Here is a 20602-nt window from a genome sequence, read left to right as displayed (position 1 = left end):
CGGATGCCGAGGAGAATTCCCAACTCCCTACGCCGGTGCTAACCGGATCAGGTTTGAGGGTCTGCGGCCTCCCGCACTCTCAGCGCCCCGGTGGCGCTCCCCTGTGTTCGGCGTCCACCTTAGCGCAGTCCGGGAAGTGCTCTCCAGGGGGTTCGCGGCTGACGGGCGTCTGTCAGGAACCGCTGGATTCCGTGATCCGCAGCAGGGCGTCGCGGATCTGGCGCGCACGGCGCGGGCCGATCCCGTCGATCTCCATCAACTGCGACACGGAGGCGCCGAACATCTCCTGCAGGGTGTACCTGCCCACCAGCTTCGACACCATCGGCGCCGGTAACCGGCCCACCCGGGAGAGGAGTCGCACGCCGCGCGTCTCCAGGCTCTGTTCCAGGTTGGCGTTCGCCCCGAACCCCAGCCGCTCCGCCACCAGGCCGCCGCTGAAGAGTTCCTCGGGAGAGAAGTTGTGCAGGGCCAGCAGGTCGAATTCCGAGGGGTCCGACAGGTTGTGCGCGTAGTCCTCCGTCAGCAGATCCGCGACCCCCTCGAAGTGGCTGGCCAGTTCCGTGTGCTGCAGCGCGACCATCCTCCCCTCGACCCCGAGGATGTCCACATGGAACTGCATCTCCGTGGACAACCTGCGGGTGAGTTCCAGGCGGTGCGCGACGTGGGTGAGGTCGCGCAGGGTGACCTGCTCGCCGATCTCGAGCAGCGTGAACTGCTCCATCTGGTCTGTGAGCCGCGTGACGACGCGCGACAGAGTGGCCAGCGTCTGGTTCGCCCGGCTGATCACCTGGGGCACGGTCTCGACGGGATGGCGCCGGCCCCCCAGGAAGAGGGAGACGGTGCTCATAGAGGCCGATACGGTGACCACCGGCACGCCGGCAGACTGGGCCGTGCGGTCCGCCGACCGGTGCCTGGTGCCCGTCTCGGCCGTGGGAAGATCGCCCTCCGGCACGAGGTGCACGCCGGCGGCCACGATGCGGCTGAGGTCGTTGGAGAGGATGATCGCCCCGTCGAGCTTCGCGAGTTCGCGGAGATTCTGCTCGGTGCAGTCGACGCCGAGTTGGAAGCCGCCCGAGCACACCTGCTGGACCCTCGTGTTGTTGCCGAGCACGATGAGGGCGCCGGTGCGGCCGAGCAGGATGCGATCCAGGCCCCCGCGCAGCTGGGTGCCCGGCGCGAGCAACCGCAGATAGCGGCGGATGGCGGACCTTGGCACCTGGACTCCTTACGTCGGGGTCAGTCTACGGGGCGTCGTCGTACAGCTTGCGGCGCCTGTCACGGCGCTTGACGCGTCGGACCGGGGGCCGGTCCTCGAAGAGGATCCCGACCACCATGACGAGGCCCCCGATGGCGGCGATGAGGAAGAAGATCGCGCCCAGCGCGGGGTAGCCCAGTAGGGGGGGCCCGACGTCGGCGACCATCAGCAGGGCGGCCGCCACCGTGATCGCGGCCAGGATCAGCGCGACCGACAGCCGGTTCGCCACCTGGTGCAGCACCATGTGGAGCCGATCCTCGTCGACGGCGTTGATGTTGAAGCTCAACTCGCCCTCGGCGAGGGAGTCGAGGATGCGGTTCGCGCGGCGGGGGAGCCGTTCGATGAACTCCTTGCCCTCCAGCCCGCTCAGCAGCGTCTGGCCGGCGCTCGGGCTGAAGCCGGCGCGGAGGATGGTGGAGACGTTGGCCCGGATGGCCTCGATGGGCGTGAAGCCGGGATCCAGGTGCTGCGTCGCCTGATCCAGGTTCAGCAGCGATTTGGCCACCATCGTCATCTCGGCAGGAGGACGGAGGCCGTGTTCCCCGGAGAGCCGGGCCAGTTCCATCAGCACGGTGCCCGCCTGGAGATCCGGACCCATGGCGAGCGTGGTGGACACGAGGTGGGTGACGGAGTCACGGAAGGCCGCCGCGTCGTAGTCCTCCAGCGGGTGGCCCATCCCGGCCAGCACCATGGCCGCGGCCTCGCCGTCGGCGTCGCCGATGGCCACGAGCAGCTTCACCAGCGACGCCCGGACCCGCGCGGGCAGGCGCACCACCATGCCCACGTCGAGGATGGCGATGCGGTGGTCCGGCGTGAGGAACAGGTTGCCGGGGTGGGGGTCCGCGTGGAGGATGCCGTCCACCAGCATGGCCTTCAGCATGAAGTGGAACAGCGAACCCGCCAGAGCCGGGCCGTCGACGTCGAGCAGTTCGATCTTGCCGACGTCGGTGATCTTCTTCCCGGGCATCAACTCGAGCGTGAGCACCTCGTCTGTGGAGTAGTCGTCGATGGGGGTGGGCACCACGAGGTCGCGCTCGTCCTCGGCGAGGTCCGCGAACAGGCGCAGGTTCGCCGCCTCCTTGCGGTAGTCCAGTTCGTCGGCCATGGAGCGCCGGAACTGCGCCAGCATCCGCGCGGCACCGAGGCGGGGGCCGACGGGTGTGTTGTGGTCCGCGAAATCTGCCAGGCCTGCGAGCGAATCGAGGTCGTTGCGCACCCGGTCGCGCACGCCGGGGCGCAACACCTTCACGACGACGTCGCGGCCGGACTTCGTCACCGCGCGGTGCACCTGCGCGAGGGAGGCCGCGGCGATCGGCACGTCGTCGAACTCCGAGAACATCGCGTTCAGGGAGGCGCCCAGCGACTCTTCGATGCGCGCGCGGATCTGTTCGACGGGCACGACTTCGACGTCGTCCTGCAGCCGGCTGAGCTCGTCGGTGTAGACGGCGGGCAGCAGGTCGCGCCGCGTGGAGAGGAGTTGCCCGAACTTGATGAAGGTGGGGCCCATCTCCTCGAGTGACCGCGTGAAGTTGCGCGCGTCCTCTGCCGTCTTGTTGCCGTCCGGCGAGTCACCCGGGATCTCTGAGCTCTGCGTGCTGAAGGCGCCCATGTGGCGCACCAGCAGCGTGCCCAACCTGGTGATCATGGCCATGTCCGGCATCGTTGCTCCCTGTCCCTGGTTCTGCCCACAGCGTAGTCGACCTCGGTTTCGCCGGTTGACCTTCACGCGACGTGAGGCTTTACGTTCTGAGGCATGACACGAAATGCCCAGACCCTCATCAACCAGCTCGATTCCCCCGTTGGCACCGACCGTCGCATGGCCGCGCTGGCTCTCGGGTCCATCAAGGACCCGGCCGTCGTCCCGGCGCTGCTGGCGCACCTGAAGACGGAGACCGACGGACGCGTGCGGGAGGACCTCACGTGGGCCGTGGTGCAGCACGCCGATGAGGCTAACGACGAGATCCTCGCCATGCTGCAGAGCGACTCCGAGCACGTCCGTTTCACCGGGGCCCACGTGGTGAGCAAGGTGGGCAACCCGGAGCACTTCGAGCACGTCCGTGGGCTGGTGGCGGACCCGCACAAGGACGTCGCGCTCAAGGCGTACCGGGCCGCTGCCAACACGGGCGGCCATTTGGCCGCCGGTGACCTGGCCGCCCGCTTGGGCGACGGCGACGACTGGCAACGCGACGCGCTGAGTGACGCCTTCCGCAAGCTCGGCCAGGGCGGTGTGGCCGCACTGGTGGCACGGCTGACCGACGAGTCGACGGCCGTTCGGGAGCACGCCGCCGAGGCGCTCGGCTACGTCGGCGGACCCGAGGCGGACGGTGCGGCTGAGGCGCTGGAGCAGGCCACGGCCGACGAGGACGCCGATGTGCGGCTCGCCGCCGTCTCCGCGCTCGGGCAACTGGGCTACGCCTCTGACGAAGCCTTGGCCCGCGTGGCTGAGGGTGACGACCGCTCGCTCGCGGCCGTCGCGGGTCGGTTCCTCGAGGAGCGGGTGCACAACCCCTCCTGAGCTCTCGCCGCTCGCCGGGGCCCGTTGGCCAACCAACGGGCCCCGGTCAGCCGCCGAAATGCTTGGGCTGGACGGGTGTGAACGGCACCGCGCCGAGGTCGTCGGTGCCGTCCTCGTCGATGTCGCCGTCAAGGTCGTCGTCGTCCCCGTCAAAGATGGTGCCGGTGTCGGAATCGATCCCAGGATCGTCTTCGAGTTCGTCGGCGATCTCCTCGTCCGAACGGCGGGGATCCTCCGCTCCCGTGTCCGGGTCCTGCGCCTTCACGCCGGGGAGGGGAGTGATGTCCTCTGGGAGCTGGCCGCTGCTGGGGTACTGGTCGCTGTTCATTGCCGTCCTCCTGTTTCGGGTGATCGACGCTACCAGCCGGGGCGCTCAATCCGCAGTCAGTGGGGACGCGACGTGGTACAGCGGACTAGGACGACCGGAGCAACCGCCGCGCCACCAACCGGGTGCGATCGTCTGTCGACGAGGCCTCCGCGCGGATGGCGGCGGCCGCCTCCGGTTCGGGTCGTTCGCCCAGCGCCAGTAGGGCGGCCAGGCGCACCTCGGGGTCCGCGTCGTGCAGCGCGGCGATGAGCACCGGCACGTCGGCCGGATCCGAGTGACCTGCGAGGGCCTCCATGGCGTGCAACCGCGCGACGGCCGACGCGTCCGCGGCTGCGTCCCTGAGCAACCAGCCTGCTTCGGGGATGCGCCCGAGGCTCCGGGACGCCTCCTCACGCACCGCGCCGCGCTCGTCGCAGAGCAGCGGCACCAACAGCTTCGCTGCGGCCTCGCCACCGACCTGCCCCAGCCCGAACGCAGCCTTGGCGGCGACCTCCTCGGAGTCGTCGTGCGCGAGCTCTCCCAGCGTGGCGATCCCCATCGGGTCGCGGAGTTTGCCCAGGACGTGTGCCAGTGACCGGCGTGCCCGCTCGTCGCCGTCCCCGAGCGACGCGATGGCGTTCATCACGACGGCGCCGCGGTGCACCAACGCCCAGGTGGCCGCTTCCCGGACGCCCGGCTCCGGATCTGAGCGCAGCCTCTCCACGAGGTCTTCGACGGCGGCCGCCCCCTGCTCGGTGAGCGCGGCCCGGAACCGCACACTGGGGTCCTCGTGCTGGAGTTGTTCGCCCAGCGACAGCACGTCGAGCACGTCGTCCCACCCGGTCTGCGCGGCTGCCCGCAGCCGTTGGAGCCGGGCCAGCCGTTCCTGCTCCTCGCCGATGCGCGCCTCGACGGCCACGATGTGCCGGCCGATCAGTTCAGCCGCGTCCGTTCCCGGGTCGTCCAGCACCTGCCGCACCTCGTCCAGGCTGAGGCCCAGTGACTTGAGGTGTTGGACTGCCAGCAGCCGCTCCATGTCTTCCGGCGAGTAGAGCCGGTAATCAGCGTACGAACGGCCGCTTGGCACCAGCAGGCCGAGTTCGTCGTAGTGCCGCAACGTGCGGTGCGTGAGGCCGGTGAGGCGGGACACCTCGCCGATGCGGAGCCACTCAGTCACGGCCGGCCAGCTCCGTAAGAGCCCCGAGGATGATGTCGAGGTGGGCGTCGATGCTGTCGGCTGCCGACCTGGCGGCTGCGTCGCCGCGGCCGTACGGGTCCGGCACGTCGTCAGAGGTGTCCGAGGTGCGGTGCCTCCAGAGATGCTCCGTGACGCCCGCGAGCGTGGCCGACTCCGGCAGGGACGCGAGTTCGCGGGCGATGTGCCCGATGACGAACACCTTGCGGCCGAGCGCCGGCCAGCTGTCGAGGATGTAGCGGCGGTGGTCTGCGGCCATGGCGACCACCAGGTCCGCCTCTTCGAGCATGGCCCGGGTCAGTTGCCGGGCCCGGTGGGTGGAGGAGTCGCCGTCCACGACACGTGCCGCCATGGGTGGGTCGATCTCGTGACCGACGAGGGCCTGGATCCCTGCCGAGAGGAAGCGGAGACCCGGCACCCTGCGCGCCCGGGCGACGACATCTGCATAGGCCGAGCGGCAGATGTTGGCCGTGCAGACGAACATGACCGTGTAGGGCCTGCCAGGCATTCTTGTCGCTGCGGTACCGGCCGCCGGGGTGGCCGGCAGCGGTGCGGGCTTGGCCCCGGGCACCTTGTCGATGAGGCCCAGCCACGCGTTGTCCGGTCTGAAGCCGGTGGCCTTGATCTTGTCGAGCCGCAGCAGGGCGGGGGATGGGGCATCGGCAACAGCCGAACTGTGCACCAGAGCCGGATCTGCGCCGACGATCTGGAACACCCGCTGCGCCGCCTGCGCCCAGCTCACCGACCGGCCGTCACCGGTCAGGTTGTAGACGCCGGGAGCGGCCCCCGTCCGGACGAGGTGGATGATTCCCGCCGCGAGGCTGTCCGTGAAGGTCAACCGGCCGAAGTAATCTCCCAGCACGGTGACGGGCTGGTGGTGCCGGGCCCGGGCGGTCATGTCGCGGAGGAACCCCTCATCCGGGTCCATCACCCAGCCGGTCCGGATGATCAGGTGGCGGGGGACCGTCGCGGCGATCAGTTCGCCGGCCGCCAGCGCCTGCCCGTGCGGATGACCGAGGTCCAGCGCGTCGGTTTCACCGTGCTCGGGACCCGGGCCTTGCAGTGCCCCGTCGGCCGAGAGGTGTACGTAGCGCAGCCGGTGCGTGCGGGCGATCTCCGCGAGCCGGTGTGCCCGGACGGCGGCGGACGACCACGTCTCTTCGCGCTCGAACTGGTCCGGGAGCCCGGTGGGGAGTCTGCCGGCTGCCCCGATGATGGTGTCGAACGCCCAGAGGTCGATGGGGGCAGCTCCAGCATCGAAGGCGGAGGAGGGCAGGCCCACGGCTTGAGGGAGTTGGCGGGCCAGGGCCCTGCCCAACGAGGTGTCGGTGCCGACGACCAGCGTGCGTCGTGGGGGCATCGGCGGGGCGTCCTGCAGTAGCGGCAGCGACGCGTCGCGCTGGGCGACGAGCGCGCGGTCCCGTGAGATCGGCCACGGGATGTTCAGCGCCGGGTCGAAGAGGTTCGCGGTGGCGGACTGCTTGCGCGCATCGGGGGTCCAGTGGTGCTCCAACAGGTAGGAGAACGTGGTGCCGTCCTCCAGGACCTGGTGGGCGTTGGCCACCCCGCGCGGCACGAACACGGCCACCGAGGTGTCCAGGTCACAGTAGAAGGTGCGGCCGAAGGACTCGCCGGGCCGGAGATCCACCCAGGCGCCCATGGCGCGTCCGCTGGTGAGCGTGATGAGCCTGTCCCATGGCTCGGCGTGGAAGCCGCGCGTGACGCCGCGGTCCACGGTGTGCGTGACGTTCTGCTGCACCGGCCCGAAATCCGGCAACCCGGCCGCACCGAAGGACGCCCGGTGCCAGTTCTCCTTGAACCACCCGTCGTCGTTGTACTGCACGTTCAGGTGCAGTACCAACAGCCCCGGGATGGAGGTGGTGGTCTTCACGTGTTGCTGCCCTCCGTCTGCTGTCTGCGCCCTCGTATCCTAAGCCGCGCCGCGCGGTGGCGGCGTGCGCATCCTGTCACCGCGGCAAAATCGCCCAACGGGGCCGGGCGAGGTCAGGGCCGCCGGAGATCCAGTACCCCCAGGGCGTCTGCCAGAGTGGGAACCTCGACCACGCGCAGGTTCCCGAGCTTGGGGACCCGGGCCGTGACGTCGCGCGAGCCGGTGGGGATGATGGCCAATTCGAAGCCGAGCCGGCCCGCCTCTGCCAGGCGACGCTCGGCACCCGGCACCCTGCGGAGGTCTCCGGCCAGGCCCACCTCGCCCAGGGCCAGGAGCCGTTTGGGGTAGTGCCTGTCCAGGGCGGCTGATGCGATGGCCACTGCCGCGGCGAGGTCTGCCGAAGGGTCTGTGACCCGGGCTCCGCCCACCGTCGAGGCGTAGACGTCGAGCGCCGACAGCGGCAGCTTGACCTTGCGCTCGAGGACGGCCAGCACCATGGCGATGCGGGAGCCGTCGAGCCCGTGCGTGGTGCGGCGCGCCGACGACTGCGGCGAGGGGGCGATGAGCGCCTGGATCTCCGCCAGCAACGGACGCCGGCCTTCGAGCGTGACGGTGACGCAGGTGCCCGGCACCGGCTCGTTGTGGGCGGTGGTGAACAGCCCGGACGGGTCCGGCACCTCGACGATGCCGTTCTCGCTCATCTCGAAGCAGCCCACCTCATCTGCGGGGCCGTAGCGGTTCTTCGTGGCCCGCACCATGCGGAAACCTGAATGGCGGTCCCCCTCGAAGGTGAGCACCACGTCCACCAGGTGCTCCAGCGTGCGGGGACCGGCGATGCCGCCGTCCTTCGTGACGTGCCCGACGATGATCGCCGCCATGTTCTCGCGCTTGGCGACGCGGGCGATGGCGGCGGTGATCTCGCGGACCTGGCTGGGGCCGCCCGGCGCGCCGTCCGCGTCCGCGGCAGAGATGGTCTGCACCGAGTCCAGCACCAGCAGGGAGGGGCGCACCTGTTCCATGTGGCCCAGCACCGTGCCGAGGTCTGTCTCCGAGGCGAGGTACAGCTCGTCGTCGACGGCGCCTGTGCGCTCAGCGCGCAGCCGCACCTGGGACGCGGACTCCTCGCCGGAGATGTACAGCGTCTTCTCCCCGGAGCGGGCCCACTTGGCGGCGACGTCGAGCAGGAGCGTGGATTTGCCGACACCGGGCTCGCCGGCCAACAGGACGACCGCACCGGGAACGAGGCCGTCACCCAGCACGCGGTCCAGTTCGGCGATGGTGGTCAGCTTGCGCTGGGCCGAATCCGTGGGCACCTGCGAGATGGGCACCGCCTGCTGCATGGGCACGGAGGAGGCCACCGCGCGCAGCCGTGGCGCCCCCCGCTCGACCACCGTGCCCCAGGCCTGGCATTCGCCGCAGCGGCCGACCCAGCGCACGGACGTCCAGCCGCACTCGGTGCAGTTGTAGGTGTCCTGTTTCTTCGCCACGCGCTTGAGCCTAGGTCACGGCGCAGACAAAGTCGGACGAGCCGTCGTCGATGGCGCCACGAATTAGATGGTGACGGTGCCCTTGGAGGGGGTGTCGAACGTGACGGAGTTGAGGCCGGGGGTGCCGTTGGGCGACACCAGGTCCAGCTTGATGCCGTCGATCTGGTCCGCGACGTCCACGCCCAGCCATTCGGAGAGGCGGTCCGCCGAGCCGGAGATCTGCAGTTCCTTCAACGCGCAGTCGCCGTGGAGGGCGGCGGGGCGGAGCGAATCGTCCGACTTCCATTCGAGGAAGTAGGGGAGCTGCGGATCGGCGATGAGCCCGCGGATGCCGATCTGGACCCACTCGAGCCGGCGGCCGTCGGGGAACAGGCGTGAGCCGGGCACTGCGGAGCGGTCGAGGCGCTTCTCGTAGGGGGAGATGTCGTTGACGCTCAGTACCCAGCCGAGCCAGCCGCCGCCCATTTCGGAGCGGGCGCGGACGGCTTGGCCGAAGGCGGCCTTGTCCGCTGCGGGGTGGTCGAGTACCTCGACCACCTCGATGTAGCGGGCGTCCGCCAAGGGGATGATGTGGTTGCGCGTACCGAAGCGGGGGTGGAAACCGCCGTCCTTGTATTCGGTGCCCAGTGCGTCAGCCAGTCGTTCAGCCTCACCCTTGAGACCTGCGGGACCGGTTGCGAAGATCAAATGGTCGACGTGCATACCGACATTCTTCCCCTCGTGGGGGCGAAACGACTAATCGGGGCTTGCCGGGCGGCTATCAGCGTGGTGTCGGCGATCGCGATCCCACGGGTCAACCGGCGGGATCTGTGTGCGCGGTAGGGTGGCGATGTGACCCAGTCGAAGGTTCTTTTGTCGACCACTTCCGTGTATCCGGAAGCCTCCGCCAGCGCATTCGAGTTGGCGGCTGCGCTCGGGTACGACGGCATCGAACTGATGGTCGGCGTCGACGCCCTGTCCACAGACATCGCGGCTGTGGAGAAACTGGCGAACTACCACGGCGTGCCGGTGCTGTCGGTGCACGCGCCCACCCTGCTGATCACCCAGGGCACCTGGGGCTCCGACGCGTGGGGCAAACTCAAGCGATCCGGCGAGGCCGTGCAGCACCTGGGCGGCGACGTCGTCGTGGTGCACCCCCCCTTCCGCTGGCAGCGTGAGTACGGTGCCGGCTTCGTGGAGGGCATCAAGCGGCTCAACGCCGAGGGGGACGTGAAGTTCTGCGTGGAGAACATGTTCCCCTGGCGTACGCCTGCAGGTCCGATGCAGACCTACCTGCCCGGCTGGGATCCCACGCCCTATGACTATGACCACCTGACCTTGGACCTGTCCCATGCCTCCACCTCGCAGCGTCAGTCGATGGACTTCGTGCACGCCTGGGGAGACAGGCTGGCCAACGTGCACTTCACGGACGGTCGCGGGTCCTTCAAGGACGAACACCTGCTTCCCGGCGAGGGGGACCAGAACGCCTGGGGCGTCCTGGCTGAGATCGTGCGTACCGGGTACACGGGGCACATCGTGCTCGAGGTGTCGACGCGCCGGGCCCGCTCGCGCCACGAACGCGAGGACCTCTTGGGCGGGGCCCTGCAGACCGTGCGCGACACGCTCGCCAAGGCGCAGGCCGGGGCCCACTGATATGTCGCGGCTCCACAGCGCAGTGCGCTCCGTCATCCGGTCGCGGTGGGTTCAGGGCGCCGCCCTCAGTAGCGGCGTGGCCGAGGAATTCGCCAGCGCGTACGTGGTGCCCGCCGAGGCCGACGCCATCGCGGTGGCCCGTAAGCTGAAGAAGCAGGGCCTCGAGATCTCGTTGGCCTACCTGCCCACCAGCGACGACGAGTCGGAGTCGCCGGGCCGGATCCTCGAGACACTCGAGCATCTGGGGGACCTCGCCCGGGGCGCTGAACTGTCGGTCAAGCCCTCGTCCCTCGGCCTCCGCGACGACCGCGTGGCAGCAGCAGCGGTGCTGGACGGGTTGTGCCGGGCCGCAGATGACGCCGGGGCCCTGATCACGCTGGAGATGCAGGGGGCAGACGAGTACCAGCCCACGCTGGACCTCTGGCAGCGGGCCCGGTTGGACCACCCCCTCCTCGGCATCACGTTGCCGGCCGACATCCGACGCGCCGAGCGTGACCTGGCCACAGCTGCCGGTGCCGGTGCCCGCGTGCGGCTGTGCGTCGGCTCCTACCCCGTGCCGCCGTCGATGGGCTACCGCAGGGAGCGCGACAAGCAGCTTGCCCTGGTGCGCTGCCTCCGCGTCGCCATGGAATCGGGTGCCTACGCCATGCTGGCCTCGCATGACCCCACGCTGATCGCCATCGCCCAGGACCTTGCGCGCCGCAACGCCATCCCCCGCGACGGGTTCGAGTTCCAGATGTTCTACGGCGTGCGGCCGCTGGAGCAGCGTCGCCTGACGGACATCGGCTTCACGTCGCGCACCTATGTCCCCTTCGGGCCGGGCTGGTTCGAGTACCTGACCACCCGCATCGCCGCCCGCCCCCGCACAGCGTTCAGCTACCTGCGCGCGGTGGCCGACAAGAGTTGAGGCCATGACAGTCACGTCCGTTCCCCGCCCGGGGCTCCAGCGCCTGCGCACCGAGATCGTGGTGGTGCTGCTCATCTCGCTCGGCCAGTCCGCGGTCTACGCACTGCTGTCGATCATCAACAAGCTCACCCGCCCGGAGCCGCTGGCGCAGCAGGTGACGCGGATGAACACGTCCACCACACCGGACCGGCCCTGGCTCGACCTCGCGTACCAGTTGGCCGGCCTCATCTTCCCGCTGATGCCCGTGGTGCTCGTCCTGTTCCTGCTGGCCGTGCACCACCGTCCGGCCGAGGGGCCCTGGCGCGTGATGGGTTTCGACCTCCGCAGACCCGGCTTCGACCTGGCGTGGGGTCTCGGCGTGTTCGCCGTCATCGGCGTGGCCGGCCTGGCCTTCTTCATCTTCGCCTTCCAGATCGGCATCAACACCCAGGTCCAACCGGCGAACCTGGCGGACAACTGGTGGACGGTGCCCATGCTGCTGGCCAGGGCGGTGATGAACGGCGTGCTCGAAGAGGTCGTGATGGTGGGCTACCTGTTCACCCGATGGGCCCAGCGAGGCGGCCAGATGTGGGTCATCCTCGTGGTGAGCGCCGTGATCAGGGGCGGGTACCACCTCTACCAGGGCTTCGGCGGCTTCATCGGCAACCTGGTCATGGGCCTGGTCTTCGGCTGGCTCTACCTGAAGATCAAGCGGGTCATGCCGCTGGTGGTCGTGCACACGTTGCTGGACATCGTCGCCTTCCTCGGTGCACCGCTGCTGCCCGTGGTGATGGGGTGGGTCGGCCTCTGAGGTCAGCCTTCCGGTTTGACGGTGCCCATCGTCAAGGGCGCCACATCCAGCAGCGAAATCGGGTTGGCTGTTCACTGCTGGCTTTGATGCCAAGGACGGCGCCAAACCCAGCACTGAGTCTGGAACCTGAAGGCCGCCATTTCCAGCTTGTGCCCGTGCGGACGAGCGCGTTCTGCCCGGCCGTCCACAGCCACTCGCCGACCATGGCGACCTCGGCATCGGCGGTTACAATGCGCCCATGCGTGTTGGAATTTTTGGTGCCACGGGGCAGGTCGGCGGAGTTCTTCGTACCCTGCTCGAGGAGCGCAACTATCCCGTCGATGAGATCCGTTACTTCGCCTCCGAGCGGTCCGCGGGCCGGACGCTGCCCTGGAAGGGCGAGGAGATCATCGTGGAGGACATGGCGAAGGCAGACTTCGCCGGTCTCGATGTTGCCCTGTTCTCCGCGGGAGGCTCCACCTCCAAGGCGTACGCCGAGAAGGTCGCCGCAGCAGGCGCCACCGTCGTCGACAACTCGAGCGCCTGGCGCCTCGACGAGCGCGTGCCGCTGATCGTCTCCGAGGTCAACCCGGAGGACGTCGACAAGGCAGAACTCGGCATCATCGCCAACCCCAACTGCACCACCATGGCGGCCATGCCGGTGCTCAAGGCCCTCCACGACGCGGCGGGCCTCGTCGCGCTGCAGGTGACCACGTTCCAGGCCGTGTCCGGCTCCGGCGTCGCCGGGGTGGAGGCCCTCGCGGGCCAACTCGGCCAGATCGAGGACCCCACCGTGCTCGCGCACGACGGCTCCCAGTTCCAGCCCACCAGCACCGGCCCGTACGTCGCCCCCATCGCGTTCAACGTGGTGGCGTTGGCCGGCAACCTCGTCGACGACGGTGAGGGCGAGACGGATGAGGAGAAGAAGCTGCGCAACGAGTCGCGCAAGATCCTCCATCTTCCTGACCTGCTCGTCGCCGGCACCTGCGTGCGGGTGCCTGTGTTCACCGGTCACTCGCTCAGCGTCCACGCCCGTTTCGACCGCGACATCACCCCGGACGAGGCGCGCGCCGTGCTGGCGGAAGCCGCCGGCGTCGAACTCTCCGACGTGCCCACGCCGCTGGCCGCCGCGGGCGGCGACACCTCGCTGGTGGGCCGCATCCGTCAGGACCGCAGCATCGAGGGCGGCAAGGGGCTCGTGTTGTTCATCAGCAACGACAACCTGCGCAAGGGCGCCGCACTGAACACCATCCAGATCGCAGAACTGCTCGTCAAATGATCGGGGTCATCGGCGCCGGGGCGATGGGGGAGGCCCTCATCGCCGGCTGGCTGGCTTCCGGCATCCCCAGCACCGACGTCGTGATCGTCGACGCCTACGAGCCCCGCGTGCAGGAACTCGAGGAGCGCCACGGCGTCACCGGGGTGTCACTCGCGGAGGCGGCCCAGGCAGACACCGTCATCCTGGCGGTCAAGCCGCACCAGATCGACGGCATCCTGAAGGTGCTGAAGGACGACCTGGCGGGGGAGACCCTGGTGGTCTCCATCGCCGCCGGCGTGACCCTCGCAGCGCTCGAGAGCGCCGTGCCGGGGCGCGCGGTCATCCGCGTCATGCCGAACACGCCGGCCCTGGTCGGCAAGGGTATGGCCGGTGTCGTCCGCGGCACCCACGCCACGGCGGAGCATGTTCAGCGGGTCCGCGGGCTCCTCGACGCCGTGGGCCGCGCGGTCGTGATCGATGAGAAGCAGTTGGACGCGTTGACCGCGCTCTCCGGCTCCGGCCCGGCTTACCTCTTCTACGTCGCCGAGGCCATGATCGAAGGCGGCGTGCATCAGGGGCTCACCCGGGCGGAGGCCACGGAGCTGGTGACGCAGACGTTCGTCGGATCGGCCGCGATGCTGGCTGAGACCGGGAAGTCGGCCACCCAACTGCGCGAGATGGTCACGTCGCCGGCAGGCACCACAGCAGCCGCCCTGCGCTCGCTCGACGACCACGGTGTGCGCGCCGCGTTCCTCGACGCCATCGAGGCGTGCCGCAACCGTGGCATCGAGATGGGCAAGAGCTAGTCGCCGACCATGTCCGCGGCGGAGCGGGATTGGTTGAACCTGCCCGGTGCAGGTTAAGATTGAGAGTCTGACCGTCCGCAGGACAGTCGATACGTCCGTAGTACAACCCCGGCTAGAAAGGCACACAGTGGGTTCTGTCATCAAGAAGCGCCGTAAGCGCATGTCGAAGAAGAAGCACCGCAAACTGCTGAAGCGCACTCGTATTCAGCGTCGCCGCGCCGGTAAGTAGTGACTCCACCCTCCCGGGTACTGCTGTTGACCCGCGACGGTTGCCACCTCTGTGTGGAAGCCGAAGCTGTCATCCGCAGAACCTGTGAGGATATGGGAGTGGGCTGGCGCGTCATTGATGTCGACACCCACGAACATCTTCGGGCGCGGTTCACAGACCACGTCCCGGTGACCTTCGTGGATCAGGAGCTGCATGGCTACTGGTTCGTCGACGAGACGACGTTGCGTGCGGCGCTGGCTACCAGCGCGCCCCAGTTCATCTCCGCAGACTGGACCCCCTGAAGGCCTAAGAACGGAAAATCCTCGACGTGACCAGCTCCATGGAACCAACTTCCCCGGCCTCCCCGCCGGAGTTTGAACCAACTGGAGGTTCTGTGACCTTCGTCGGCTCCGGCCCTGGAGACCTGGGCCTGTTGACGATGAGCGGGTCCCGCGCTCTCCGGATGGCGGATCTGGTCATCATCGACGAGGACGACGACGAGGAAACGGTCAGCCATCTCGTCCCGGCGCACGCCGAACTCAGGTTCGCCGGCGGAGACGACGAGGTCACGGCCATTCTCAGCGCGGTCGCCAAGGGGCGAAAGGTCGTCCGTCTCCACGGAGGAGACTTCTTCACAGATGCCGACGCCGGTGGTGTACTTCCGGAGGTGCTCCAGGCCGCCGGCCTACGGGTCAACGTCGTGCCCGGCATCAACCGGTGGAGCGCGGCCCTGTCGTTCGGTGCCGTTGCGGCGACGTCGTCGTTCGCGGCCCTCGACGCAACGCTCGAGGTGCCGGACATCGACAGATGGCCCGCCGCCGAGACGCTGATCTTGCGTGCCACCGGCGAATCCGCCGGCCGGCTGGCAGGGCAGGCCATCCAGCGTTACGGCGCCGACGGCGCCTGCCTCTCGCTCACGGGCGTGGGCAGCACCGGCCAGGTCAGCGAACTGCTCACGTGGGCCGAGGTGGAAAGCTCGGACGCAGACGAGTGTTTCTTCATCGTCGGCCCCGGCATCGAGGAATCCCGCCGCCAGCGCTACGCCTGGTTCGAGGGCAAACCCCTGTTCGACTGGCGGGTGGTGGCTCCCAGCACCAAGGACCCGCTGGACCCCCTCGTCGAGGAACTCGCGCACTACGGCGCCTCCACGGAGATCGTGGCCACCATGACGATTGAGCCGCCCCGCACCGAGCAGGCCATGGAACGCGCCGTGCGCGGCCTCGTCGACGGCCGCTACCTGTGGGTCGTGTTCACCTCGCCCCACGCCGTGGGCGCCATCGCTGAGCGGCTCGACGAGTACGGCCTGGACTCCCGCGCGCTCTCCGGAATCAACCTCGCCGCCGTGGGCCGCGGCACCGTCGAGGCGCTCGCCCGGCTGGGCATCAAGGCGGACCTTGTCCCCGTGGTGGAGAACACCACCGGCGCCCTCGCACACGAGTTCCCCGCCTACGACGACCTCATCGACCCACTGGACCGGGTACTCGTGCCCAGTGCCGATGTCGCCGTGGAGCCCCTCCTCGTGGGGCTGAGCAAGCTCGGCTGGGAAGTGGAAGAGGTGACCGCCTACCGCACCGTCCGTGCAGCGCCCCCCGCGCCGGAGGTGCGCGAGGACATCAAGACCGGCAACTTCGACGCCGTCGTCTTCACCTCCGCCACCGCGGTGCGCAACATGATCGGCATCGCGGGCAAGCCCCACGCCGCCACCGTCGTGGCCGCCATCGGGCCGGCAACGGCAGCCGCCTGCGAGATCCACGGGCTCCGCGTCGACGTGACCGCCGACGCCCCCACTTTCGAGTCGCTGGCTGAGTCCCTCGCCCGTTTCGCAGACCGCCGCAGGCAGGACCAGCTCGACGCCGGGCTTCCGCTCACCAAGCCCTCGCAGCGGAAGCGTCGTCGCCGGCGCAAGCCCGTTGAAGCCACTGCGTAGGCTCTCACCATGACCACAGCTACGGTGCACGTCATGCGGCACGGCCAGGTACACAACCCGGACGGGTTGCTCTACGGCCGGCTCCCGGGCTTCGGGCTCTCGGAACTCGGCCACCAGATGGCCGCTCGCATGGCCGAGCACTGGCGCGACGTGCCGCTGACGCACCTGCGCACCTCGCCGTTGCAGCGAGCCAAGGAAACCCTGGCCCCCACGGCGGCGCTCTTCCCGCAGCTCGAGGTGGTCGAGGACGAGCGGGTCATCGAGGCGGACAACAAGTTCGAGGGCAAGTCGTTCGGCCGCGACAACCGCGCCCTGCGCGACCCCAGGATGTTCTGGCACATGCGCAACCCTCTCCTCCCCAGCTGGGGTGAGCCGTACACCGAGATCGCCAAGCGGATGGCCGCCGCCATCCAGGACGCCGCCGTCGCCGCCGGTGACGGCGGCCAGGCCCTCGTCGTGAGCCACCAGCTGTCGATCTGGATCGCCCGCATGGCCGCTGAGGGCCGCCGCTTCGCCCACGACCCGCGGAAGCGGCAGTGCACCCTCTGCTCGGTCACCAGCTTCACCCTCCGCGACGGTCGGGTGACCGCCGTCGACTACGCGGAGCCCGCCGCAGACCTCCTGCCGGTCAAGGCCGGCCGCAGGTGGAGGGTGGGCACGTGACCCGACTGGTCGCCGGGCTCGCCGCTGCGGCCCTCCTGCTGACCGCCTGCTCCACTGCAGAAGACGAGGGCGCCGGCGGCACGGCCGGCTTCGTCGGCGGCGACGGCAGCGTGACGATCATCGCGCCGGAGGAACGCTCCGCGGCCCCGGTGCTGGAAGGAGAGACGCTCGACGGCGAGACGCTCTCGACGGCAGACCTGGCCGGGCAGCCGCTCATCATCAACGTGTGGGGATCCTGGTGCGCGCCGTGCCGAGCGGAGGCCCCCGAACTGGTGAAGAGTGCCGCGGAACTCGAGGGCTCGGCCAACTTCCTCGGCATCAACACCCGCGACACGCTTGCGGCTGCCCAGGCGTTCGAGCGCTCGTTCGGCATCGAGTACCCGTCGCTCCATGATCCCGACGGCGTCCTGCTGCTGGAATTCGCCCAGCTCCCGCCCAAGGCCATCCCCAGCACGGTCGTCATCGATGCAGAGGGCCGCGTCGCCGCACGCGTCCTCGGCGAGGTCAGCGCATCGACTTTGAAGGGCATCGTGGAGGACGTGAACGCGTCGTGATCCTGCTGGAGAGTTGGGTGCAGACGGCCCTCGGGTCGTCGATGCTGCTCGCCATCCCCGTCGCGGTGCTCGCCGGCCTGGTGTCCTTCGCCTCCCCGTGCGTGCTCCCGTTGCTGCCCGGCTACCTCAGTTACGCGTCGGGGTTGGGGGCCAGCGAAATCGCCGACGGCACGGCGAAGAAGCGGTTGCTGCTGTTGGGCACCCTCGGCTTCATCCTCGGTTTCTCGGTGGTCTTCGTGCTGACGGGGGCGTTGATCGGCGGCATCGGCGGCGCGCTCCTGAGCAACTCCTCGCTCATCACGATCGTGCTCGGCTTCATCATCCTGGTGCTGGGCGCCGCGTTCGCCGGCTTCCTCCCCATGCCGCGCATGTGGACACCCAGCGTGACGCCGAAGATGGGGGTGTGGGCCTCGCCGCTCCTCGGCATGGTGTTCGGCCTGGGCTGGACGCCCTGCATCGGGCCTGCGCTGTCGGTGGTGCTCACCATGGCGCTCAATGAGGGCTCCGCCACGCGCGGCGGTCTTCTGGCCTTCTTCTACGCCCTGGGCCTCGGCCTGCCGTTCGTCGCCTTCGCGCTGGCCTTCACGGCCCTGGCGCCGCGGCTGAACTGGATGAAGCGCAACCAGCGCCTGATGCAGCGCATCGGCGGCATCGTCATGATGCTGGTGGGCGTCGCAATGATCACGGGTCTGTGGGACATGCTCATGGTGGTGCTCCGACAGTGGGCCGCCAACTTCGGGACGATTCTGTGAACCGGCGGCGCACCCCCGTCACGGAGACACTGAGGTGGGCCTGGGGCCAGCTCACCAGCATGCGCACGGCGCTGCTGCTGTTGTTCCTCCTTGCCGTGGCCGCGATCCCGGGCTCGATCATCCCGCAGCGCAACACCGAACCCATCGAGGTCATCGACTTCAAGGCCGCCAACCCAGGCTGGGACCGCATCTTCGAGCCGCTGGGCTTCTACGACATCTACACCTCGGCGGTGTTCTCGGCGGTCTACCTGCTGCTGTTCGCCTCTCTCATCGGCTGCATCATCCCGCGCGTGACGAAATACTGGCGCGCGGTGCGCAAGCCCCCGCCGAACGTGCCGGCTCGCATCGAGCGGCTGCCGGTGACGGCCCGCGCCGCCCTTGCCCCGGCGGCGTTCCCAGGCCATGCGCCCGAGGCTCGCGCGGAGGCGTGGCTGAAGTCCAAGCGGTACCGCACCAAGGTGACCGACGCCGGGGTCAGCGCCGAGCGCGGCTACCTGCGCGAGTTCGGGAACCTCACCTTCCACCTCTCCCTCCTGGCCGTGCTCGTGGGGCTGGCCTGGTCCAGCCTGTGGGGCTTCTCCGGCAGCGCGATCGTCGTCGAGGGCCGGGGCTTCTCCAACGTCATCACGCAGTACGACGACTTCACCTCCGGTGGTTTCCTCGACACAGACCACCTGGAGCGCTTCAGCGTCACCATCGACGAGTTCCGTGCCGAGTTCGAGACGGGCGACGTGCAGCGCGGCGCCGCACGGGTCTTCGACGCCGACGTCACCCTCTCGGATTCCCAGGGCACGCGCCCCGTGCAGATGACGGTCAACGAACCGCTCATCACGGCCGACGGCACGCAGGTCAACCTGCAGGCCCACGGCTACGCCCCCATCTTCACCGTCACGGACGGCAACGGCGACGTGGCCTTCAGCGGCCCCGTCGTGTTCCTGCCCCAGGATGGCAACTTCTCCTCCGCCGGCGTCATCAAGGTGCCGGACGCGCGTCCCCAGCGACTGGCGTTCGAGGCCTGGTTCCTCCCCACTGCGGTGCTGGACGAGACCGGTCCCCATTCGGTGTTCCCGGATGCGCTCAACCCGGAGGTCTTCCTCAACGCCTGGTTCGGTGAGCCCGCAGTCGAGACCGGCGCGCCGGAGAACGTGTACGTCCTCAACAGCGAGGGCATGGAGCAGGTGCCGGGTGATGACGGACAGGTGCTCAGCGCCCGGATGTTGCCCGGCGCGCACATGTCGTTGCCGGACGACCTCGGCTCCGTGAGCTTCGACGGCTACAAGCGGTGGGTGCGCCTCCAGGTCAGTGAGACCCCAGGCAACCTGCTCACCCTCCTCGCCATCTCCGTCGGTGTCATCGGGCTCACCCTGAGCTTGTACATCCGGCCCCGGCGGCTGTTCGTGCGCATCGCCGACGGTGAGGTCGTCGTCGGCGGCCTCGACCGTACAGACACGGCAACAGGCCTCGACGACGAGGTGGCCGCCCTGCTGGGGGCGGTGACCGGAGAACCGGGGCACAATGGTGGGGCCGCGCCCCACCCCGACAACGAGGAGCCCGTTGCATGACGACCCTGTCCGAGTGGTCCTACACCCTGATGGTCTATGCCGCGGTGGTGTACCTCATCGCGTTCGCCGCGCACACCGTCGAATGGTCCTCCGCGCGCGGACAGTCCCCGGTGCGTCCACTCGACGGTTCTGAGGATGGTGCCCGCACCCGCGTGGACCTGTTCGGCCGGCTCGGTCTGATCTTCACCGTGGTGGCCGCACTGATGCAGGTGTCGGCCGTGGTACTGCGGGGCGTGGCGGCCGGGCGTCCGCCGTGGGGCAACATGTACGAGTTCATCACCTCGACGATGGCCTTCGCCGCGGTCCTGTACCTCGTGGTGGCCCTCAGGTTGGGGATGCGCTGGCTCGGGTTGGGCATGACGCTGCTGTTCACCGTCGGGGTCGGCCTGGCCGTCACGCAGTGGTACGTCGAGGTCGCGCCGCTCGTGCCGGCGCTGCACAGCGTCTGGTTCGTCATCCACATCGTGGCCGCGGCCATCGCCGGCGCAGCCTTCAACGTGGGCGCGCTCGCCTCGATCCTCTACCTGCTCCGGGAACGCGCCGAGCGCCGGGCCCAGGCGGGGCAGGGTGAGATCCGGGGCTACCTGGCGAAGGTGCCGTCGTCCGCGAAGCTCGACCTGTTCTCCTACCGGCTGCACGCGTTCGCCGTGCCCCTCTGGACGTTCACCATCGTGGCCGGCTCCATCTGGGCGCAGTACGCCTGGGGACGGTTCTGGAACTGGGATCCCAAGGAGACTTGGTCGTTCATCACCTGGGTGGTCTACGTTGCCTACCTGCACGCCCGCGCGACGGCGGGTTGGCGTGGCCGCCCGGTCGCGATCATCGCGGTCATCGGCGTGTTCGCCTTCTGGTTCAACTTCGTGGGCGTCAACCTGCTGTTCAGTGGGTTGCACTCGTACGCCGGTATCTGACCC

21 protein-coding genes and 1 riboswitch are annotated in these 20602 nt (G+C 69.1%); of the genes, 14 read left to right on the top strand and 7 right to left on the bottom strand.

Features of this window, described 5'->3' with window-relative positions; genetic code table 11:
- Positions 1-6: 6 nt before the first annotated feature.
- Positions 7-113: riboswitch (TPP riboswitch) on the bottom strand.
- Between the two features lie 59 nt (positions 114-172).
- Complete coding sequence (gene disA, locus J7D54_RS11425; protein ID WP_182763997.1) at positions 173-1216, bottom strand: DNA integrity scanning diadenylate cyclase DisA; 1044 nt, start codon at positions 1214-1216, stop codon at positions 173-175.
- Positions 1217-1241: 25 nt separating this feature from the next.
- Positions 1242-2906 (bottom strand): AarF/ABC1/UbiB kinase family protein, encoded by a 1665-nt coding sequence (locus tag J7D54_RS11420; protein ID WP_209455117.1) that lies wholly within the window; start codon positions 2904-2906, stop codon positions 1242-1244.
- 102 nt (positions 2907-3008) lie between these two features.
- Between J7D54_RS11420 and J7D54_RS11415 the strand changes: the two genes are divergently transcribed.
- The gene (locus tag J7D54_RS11415) at positions 3009-3770 is read left to right on the top strand and encodes a HEAT repeat domain-containing protein (RefSeq protein ID WP_182763996.1); all 762 of its coding nucleotides are present in this window, start codon (positions 3009-3011) and stop codon (positions 3768-3770) included.
- 46 nt (positions 3771-3816) lie between these two features.
- Here J7D54_RS11415 and J7D54_RS11410 read toward each other — a convergent pair whose 3' ends face one another.
- The 5 genes from J7D54_RS11410 to J7D54_RS11390 all read right to left on the bottom strand — a co-directional run bounded on the left by J7D54_RS11410 (position 3817) and on the right by J7D54_RS11390 (position 9352).
- Entirely contained in the window at positions 3817-4098 is a 282-nt protein-coding gene (locus tag J7D54_RS11410; RefSeq protein ID WP_182763995.1) for a hypothetical protein, read from the bottom strand.
- A gap of 85 nt (positions 4099-4183) precedes the next feature.
- Positions 4184-5254, bottom strand: coding sequence for a HEAT repeat domain-containing protein (locus tag J7D54_RS11405; protein WP_182763994.1), 1071 nt, complete (start codon positions 5252-5254; stop codon positions 4184-4186).
- Positions 5247-7163, bottom strand: a complete 1917-nt coding sequence (locus tag J7D54_RS11400; RefSeq protein WP_182763993.1) for a dTDP-4-dehydrorhamnose 3,5-epimerase family protein — start codon at positions 7161-7163, stop codon at positions 5247-5249. The genes J7D54_RS11405 and J7D54_RS11400 overlap by 8 nt, the downstream gene beginning before the upstream one ends.
- 113 nt (positions 7164-7276) lie before the next feature.
- Entirely contained in the window at positions 7277-8650 is a 1374-nt protein-coding gene (gene radA, locus J7D54_RS11395) for a DNA repair protein RadA (RefSeq protein WP_182763992.1), read from the bottom strand.
- A gap of 63 nt (positions 8651-8713) precedes the next feature.
- Positions 8714-9352, bottom strand: coding sequence for a VOC family protein (locus tag J7D54_RS11390; protein WP_182763991.1), 639 nt, complete (start codon positions 9350-9352; stop codon positions 8714-8716).
- A gap of 129 nt (positions 9353-9481) precedes the next feature.
- Between J7D54_RS11390 and J7D54_RS11385 the strand changes: the two genes are divergently transcribed.
- The 13 genes from J7D54_RS11385 to ccsB all read left to right on the top strand — a co-directional run bounded on the left by J7D54_RS11385 (position 9482) and on the right by ccsB (position 20599).
- Entirely contained in the window at positions 9482-10282 is an 801-nt protein-coding gene (locus J7D54_RS11385) for a sugar phosphate isomerase/epimerase (RefSeq protein ID WP_182763990.1), read from the top strand.
- Between the two features lie 76 nt (positions 10283-10358).
- Positions 10359-11189, top strand: coding sequence for a proline dehydrogenase (locus tag J7D54_RS11380; RefSeq protein ID WP_182763989.1), 831 nt, complete (start codon positions 10359-10361; stop codon positions 11187-11189).
- 4 nt (positions 11190-11193) lie between these two features.
- Positions 11194-11979 (top strand): CPBP family intramembrane glutamic endopeptidase, encoded by a 786-nt coding sequence (locus J7D54_RS11375; protein ID WP_182763988.1) that lies wholly within the window; start codon positions 11194-11196, stop codon positions 11977-11979.
- Between the two features lie 238 nt (positions 11980-12217).
- Positions 12218-13237 carry an aspartate-semialdehyde dehydrogenase gene (locus J7D54_RS11370; RefSeq protein ID WP_182763987.1) on the top strand — a complete coding sequence of 340 codons (1020 nt, stop codon included), beginning with the start codon at positions 12218-12220 and terminating at the stop codon, positions 13235-13237.
- Entirely contained in the window at positions 13234-14022 is a 789-nt protein-coding gene (gene proC, locus J7D54_RS11365) for a pyrroline-5-carboxylate reductase (protein WP_182763986.1), read from the top strand. Before J7D54_RS11370 ends, proC begins: the two co-directional genes overlap by 4 nt.
- Positions 14023-14149: 127 nt before the next feature.
- A complete protein-coding gene (locus tag J7D54_RS11360) occupies positions 14150-14251 on the top strand; it encodes a 30S ribosomal protein bS22 (protein ID WP_074436903.1) in 102 nt (33 codons plus the stop codon).
- Positions 14251-14532 carry a glutaredoxin family protein gene (locus tag J7D54_RS11355; protein ID WP_182763985.1) on the top strand — a complete coding sequence of 94 codons (282 nt, stop codon included), beginning with the start codon at positions 14251-14253 and terminating at the stop codon, positions 14530-14532. The genes J7D54_RS11360 and J7D54_RS11355 overlap by 1 nt, the downstream gene beginning before the upstream one ends.
- A gap of 92 nt (positions 14533-14624) precedes the next feature.
- Positions 14625-16157 carry a uroporphyrinogen-III synthase gene (locus J7D54_RS11350; RefSeq protein ID WP_209455116.1) on the top strand — a complete coding sequence of 511 codons (1533 nt, stop codon included), beginning with the start codon at positions 14625-14627 and terminating at the stop codon, positions 16155-16157.
- 9 nt (positions 16158-16166) lie between these two features.
- On the top strand, positions 16167-16820 hold the full coding sequence (locus tag J7D54_RS11345) for a histidine phosphatase family protein (protein WP_076061901.1): 654 nt from the start codon (positions 16167-16169) through the stop codon (positions 16818-16820).
- Positions 16817-17374, top strand: coding sequence for a TlpA disulfide reductase family protein (locus J7D54_RS11340; RefSeq protein ID WP_182763983.1), 558 nt, complete (start codon positions 16817-16819; stop codon positions 17372-17374). The genes J7D54_RS11345 and J7D54_RS11340 overlap by 4 nt, the downstream gene beginning before the upstream one ends.
- A gap of 41 nt (positions 17375-17415) precedes the next feature.
- A complete protein-coding gene (locus J7D54_RS11335; protein ID WP_182764250.1) occupies positions 17416-18126 on the top strand; it encodes a cytochrome c biogenesis CcdA family protein in 711 nt (236 codons plus the stop codon).
- Positions 18123-19688: a cytochrome c biogenesis protein ResB gene (locus J7D54_RS11330; RefSeq protein WP_245243974.1), complete on the top strand. Its 1566-nt coding sequence runs from the start codon at positions 18123-18125 to the stop codon at positions 19686-19688. The genes J7D54_RS11335 and J7D54_RS11330 overlap by 4 nt, the downstream gene beginning before the upstream one ends.
- Positions 19685-20599 carry a c-type cytochrome biogenesis protein CcsB gene (gene ccsB, locus J7D54_RS11325; RefSeq protein ID WP_182763982.1) on the top strand — a complete coding sequence of 305 codons (915 nt, stop codon included), beginning with the start codon at positions 19685-19687 and terminating at the stop codon, positions 20597-20599. Before J7D54_RS11330 ends, ccsB begins: the two co-directional genes overlap by 4 nt.
- The last annotated feature ends 3 nt before the right edge of the window (positions 20600-20602 follow it).

It is taken from the genome of Tessaracoccus sp. MC1865, from assembly GCF_017815535.1.
GTDB lineage: Bacteria > Actinomycetota > Actinomycetes > Propionibacteriales > Propionibacteriaceae > Arachnia.
This window is presented reverse-complemented; position numbering and strand designations above follow the sequence as displayed.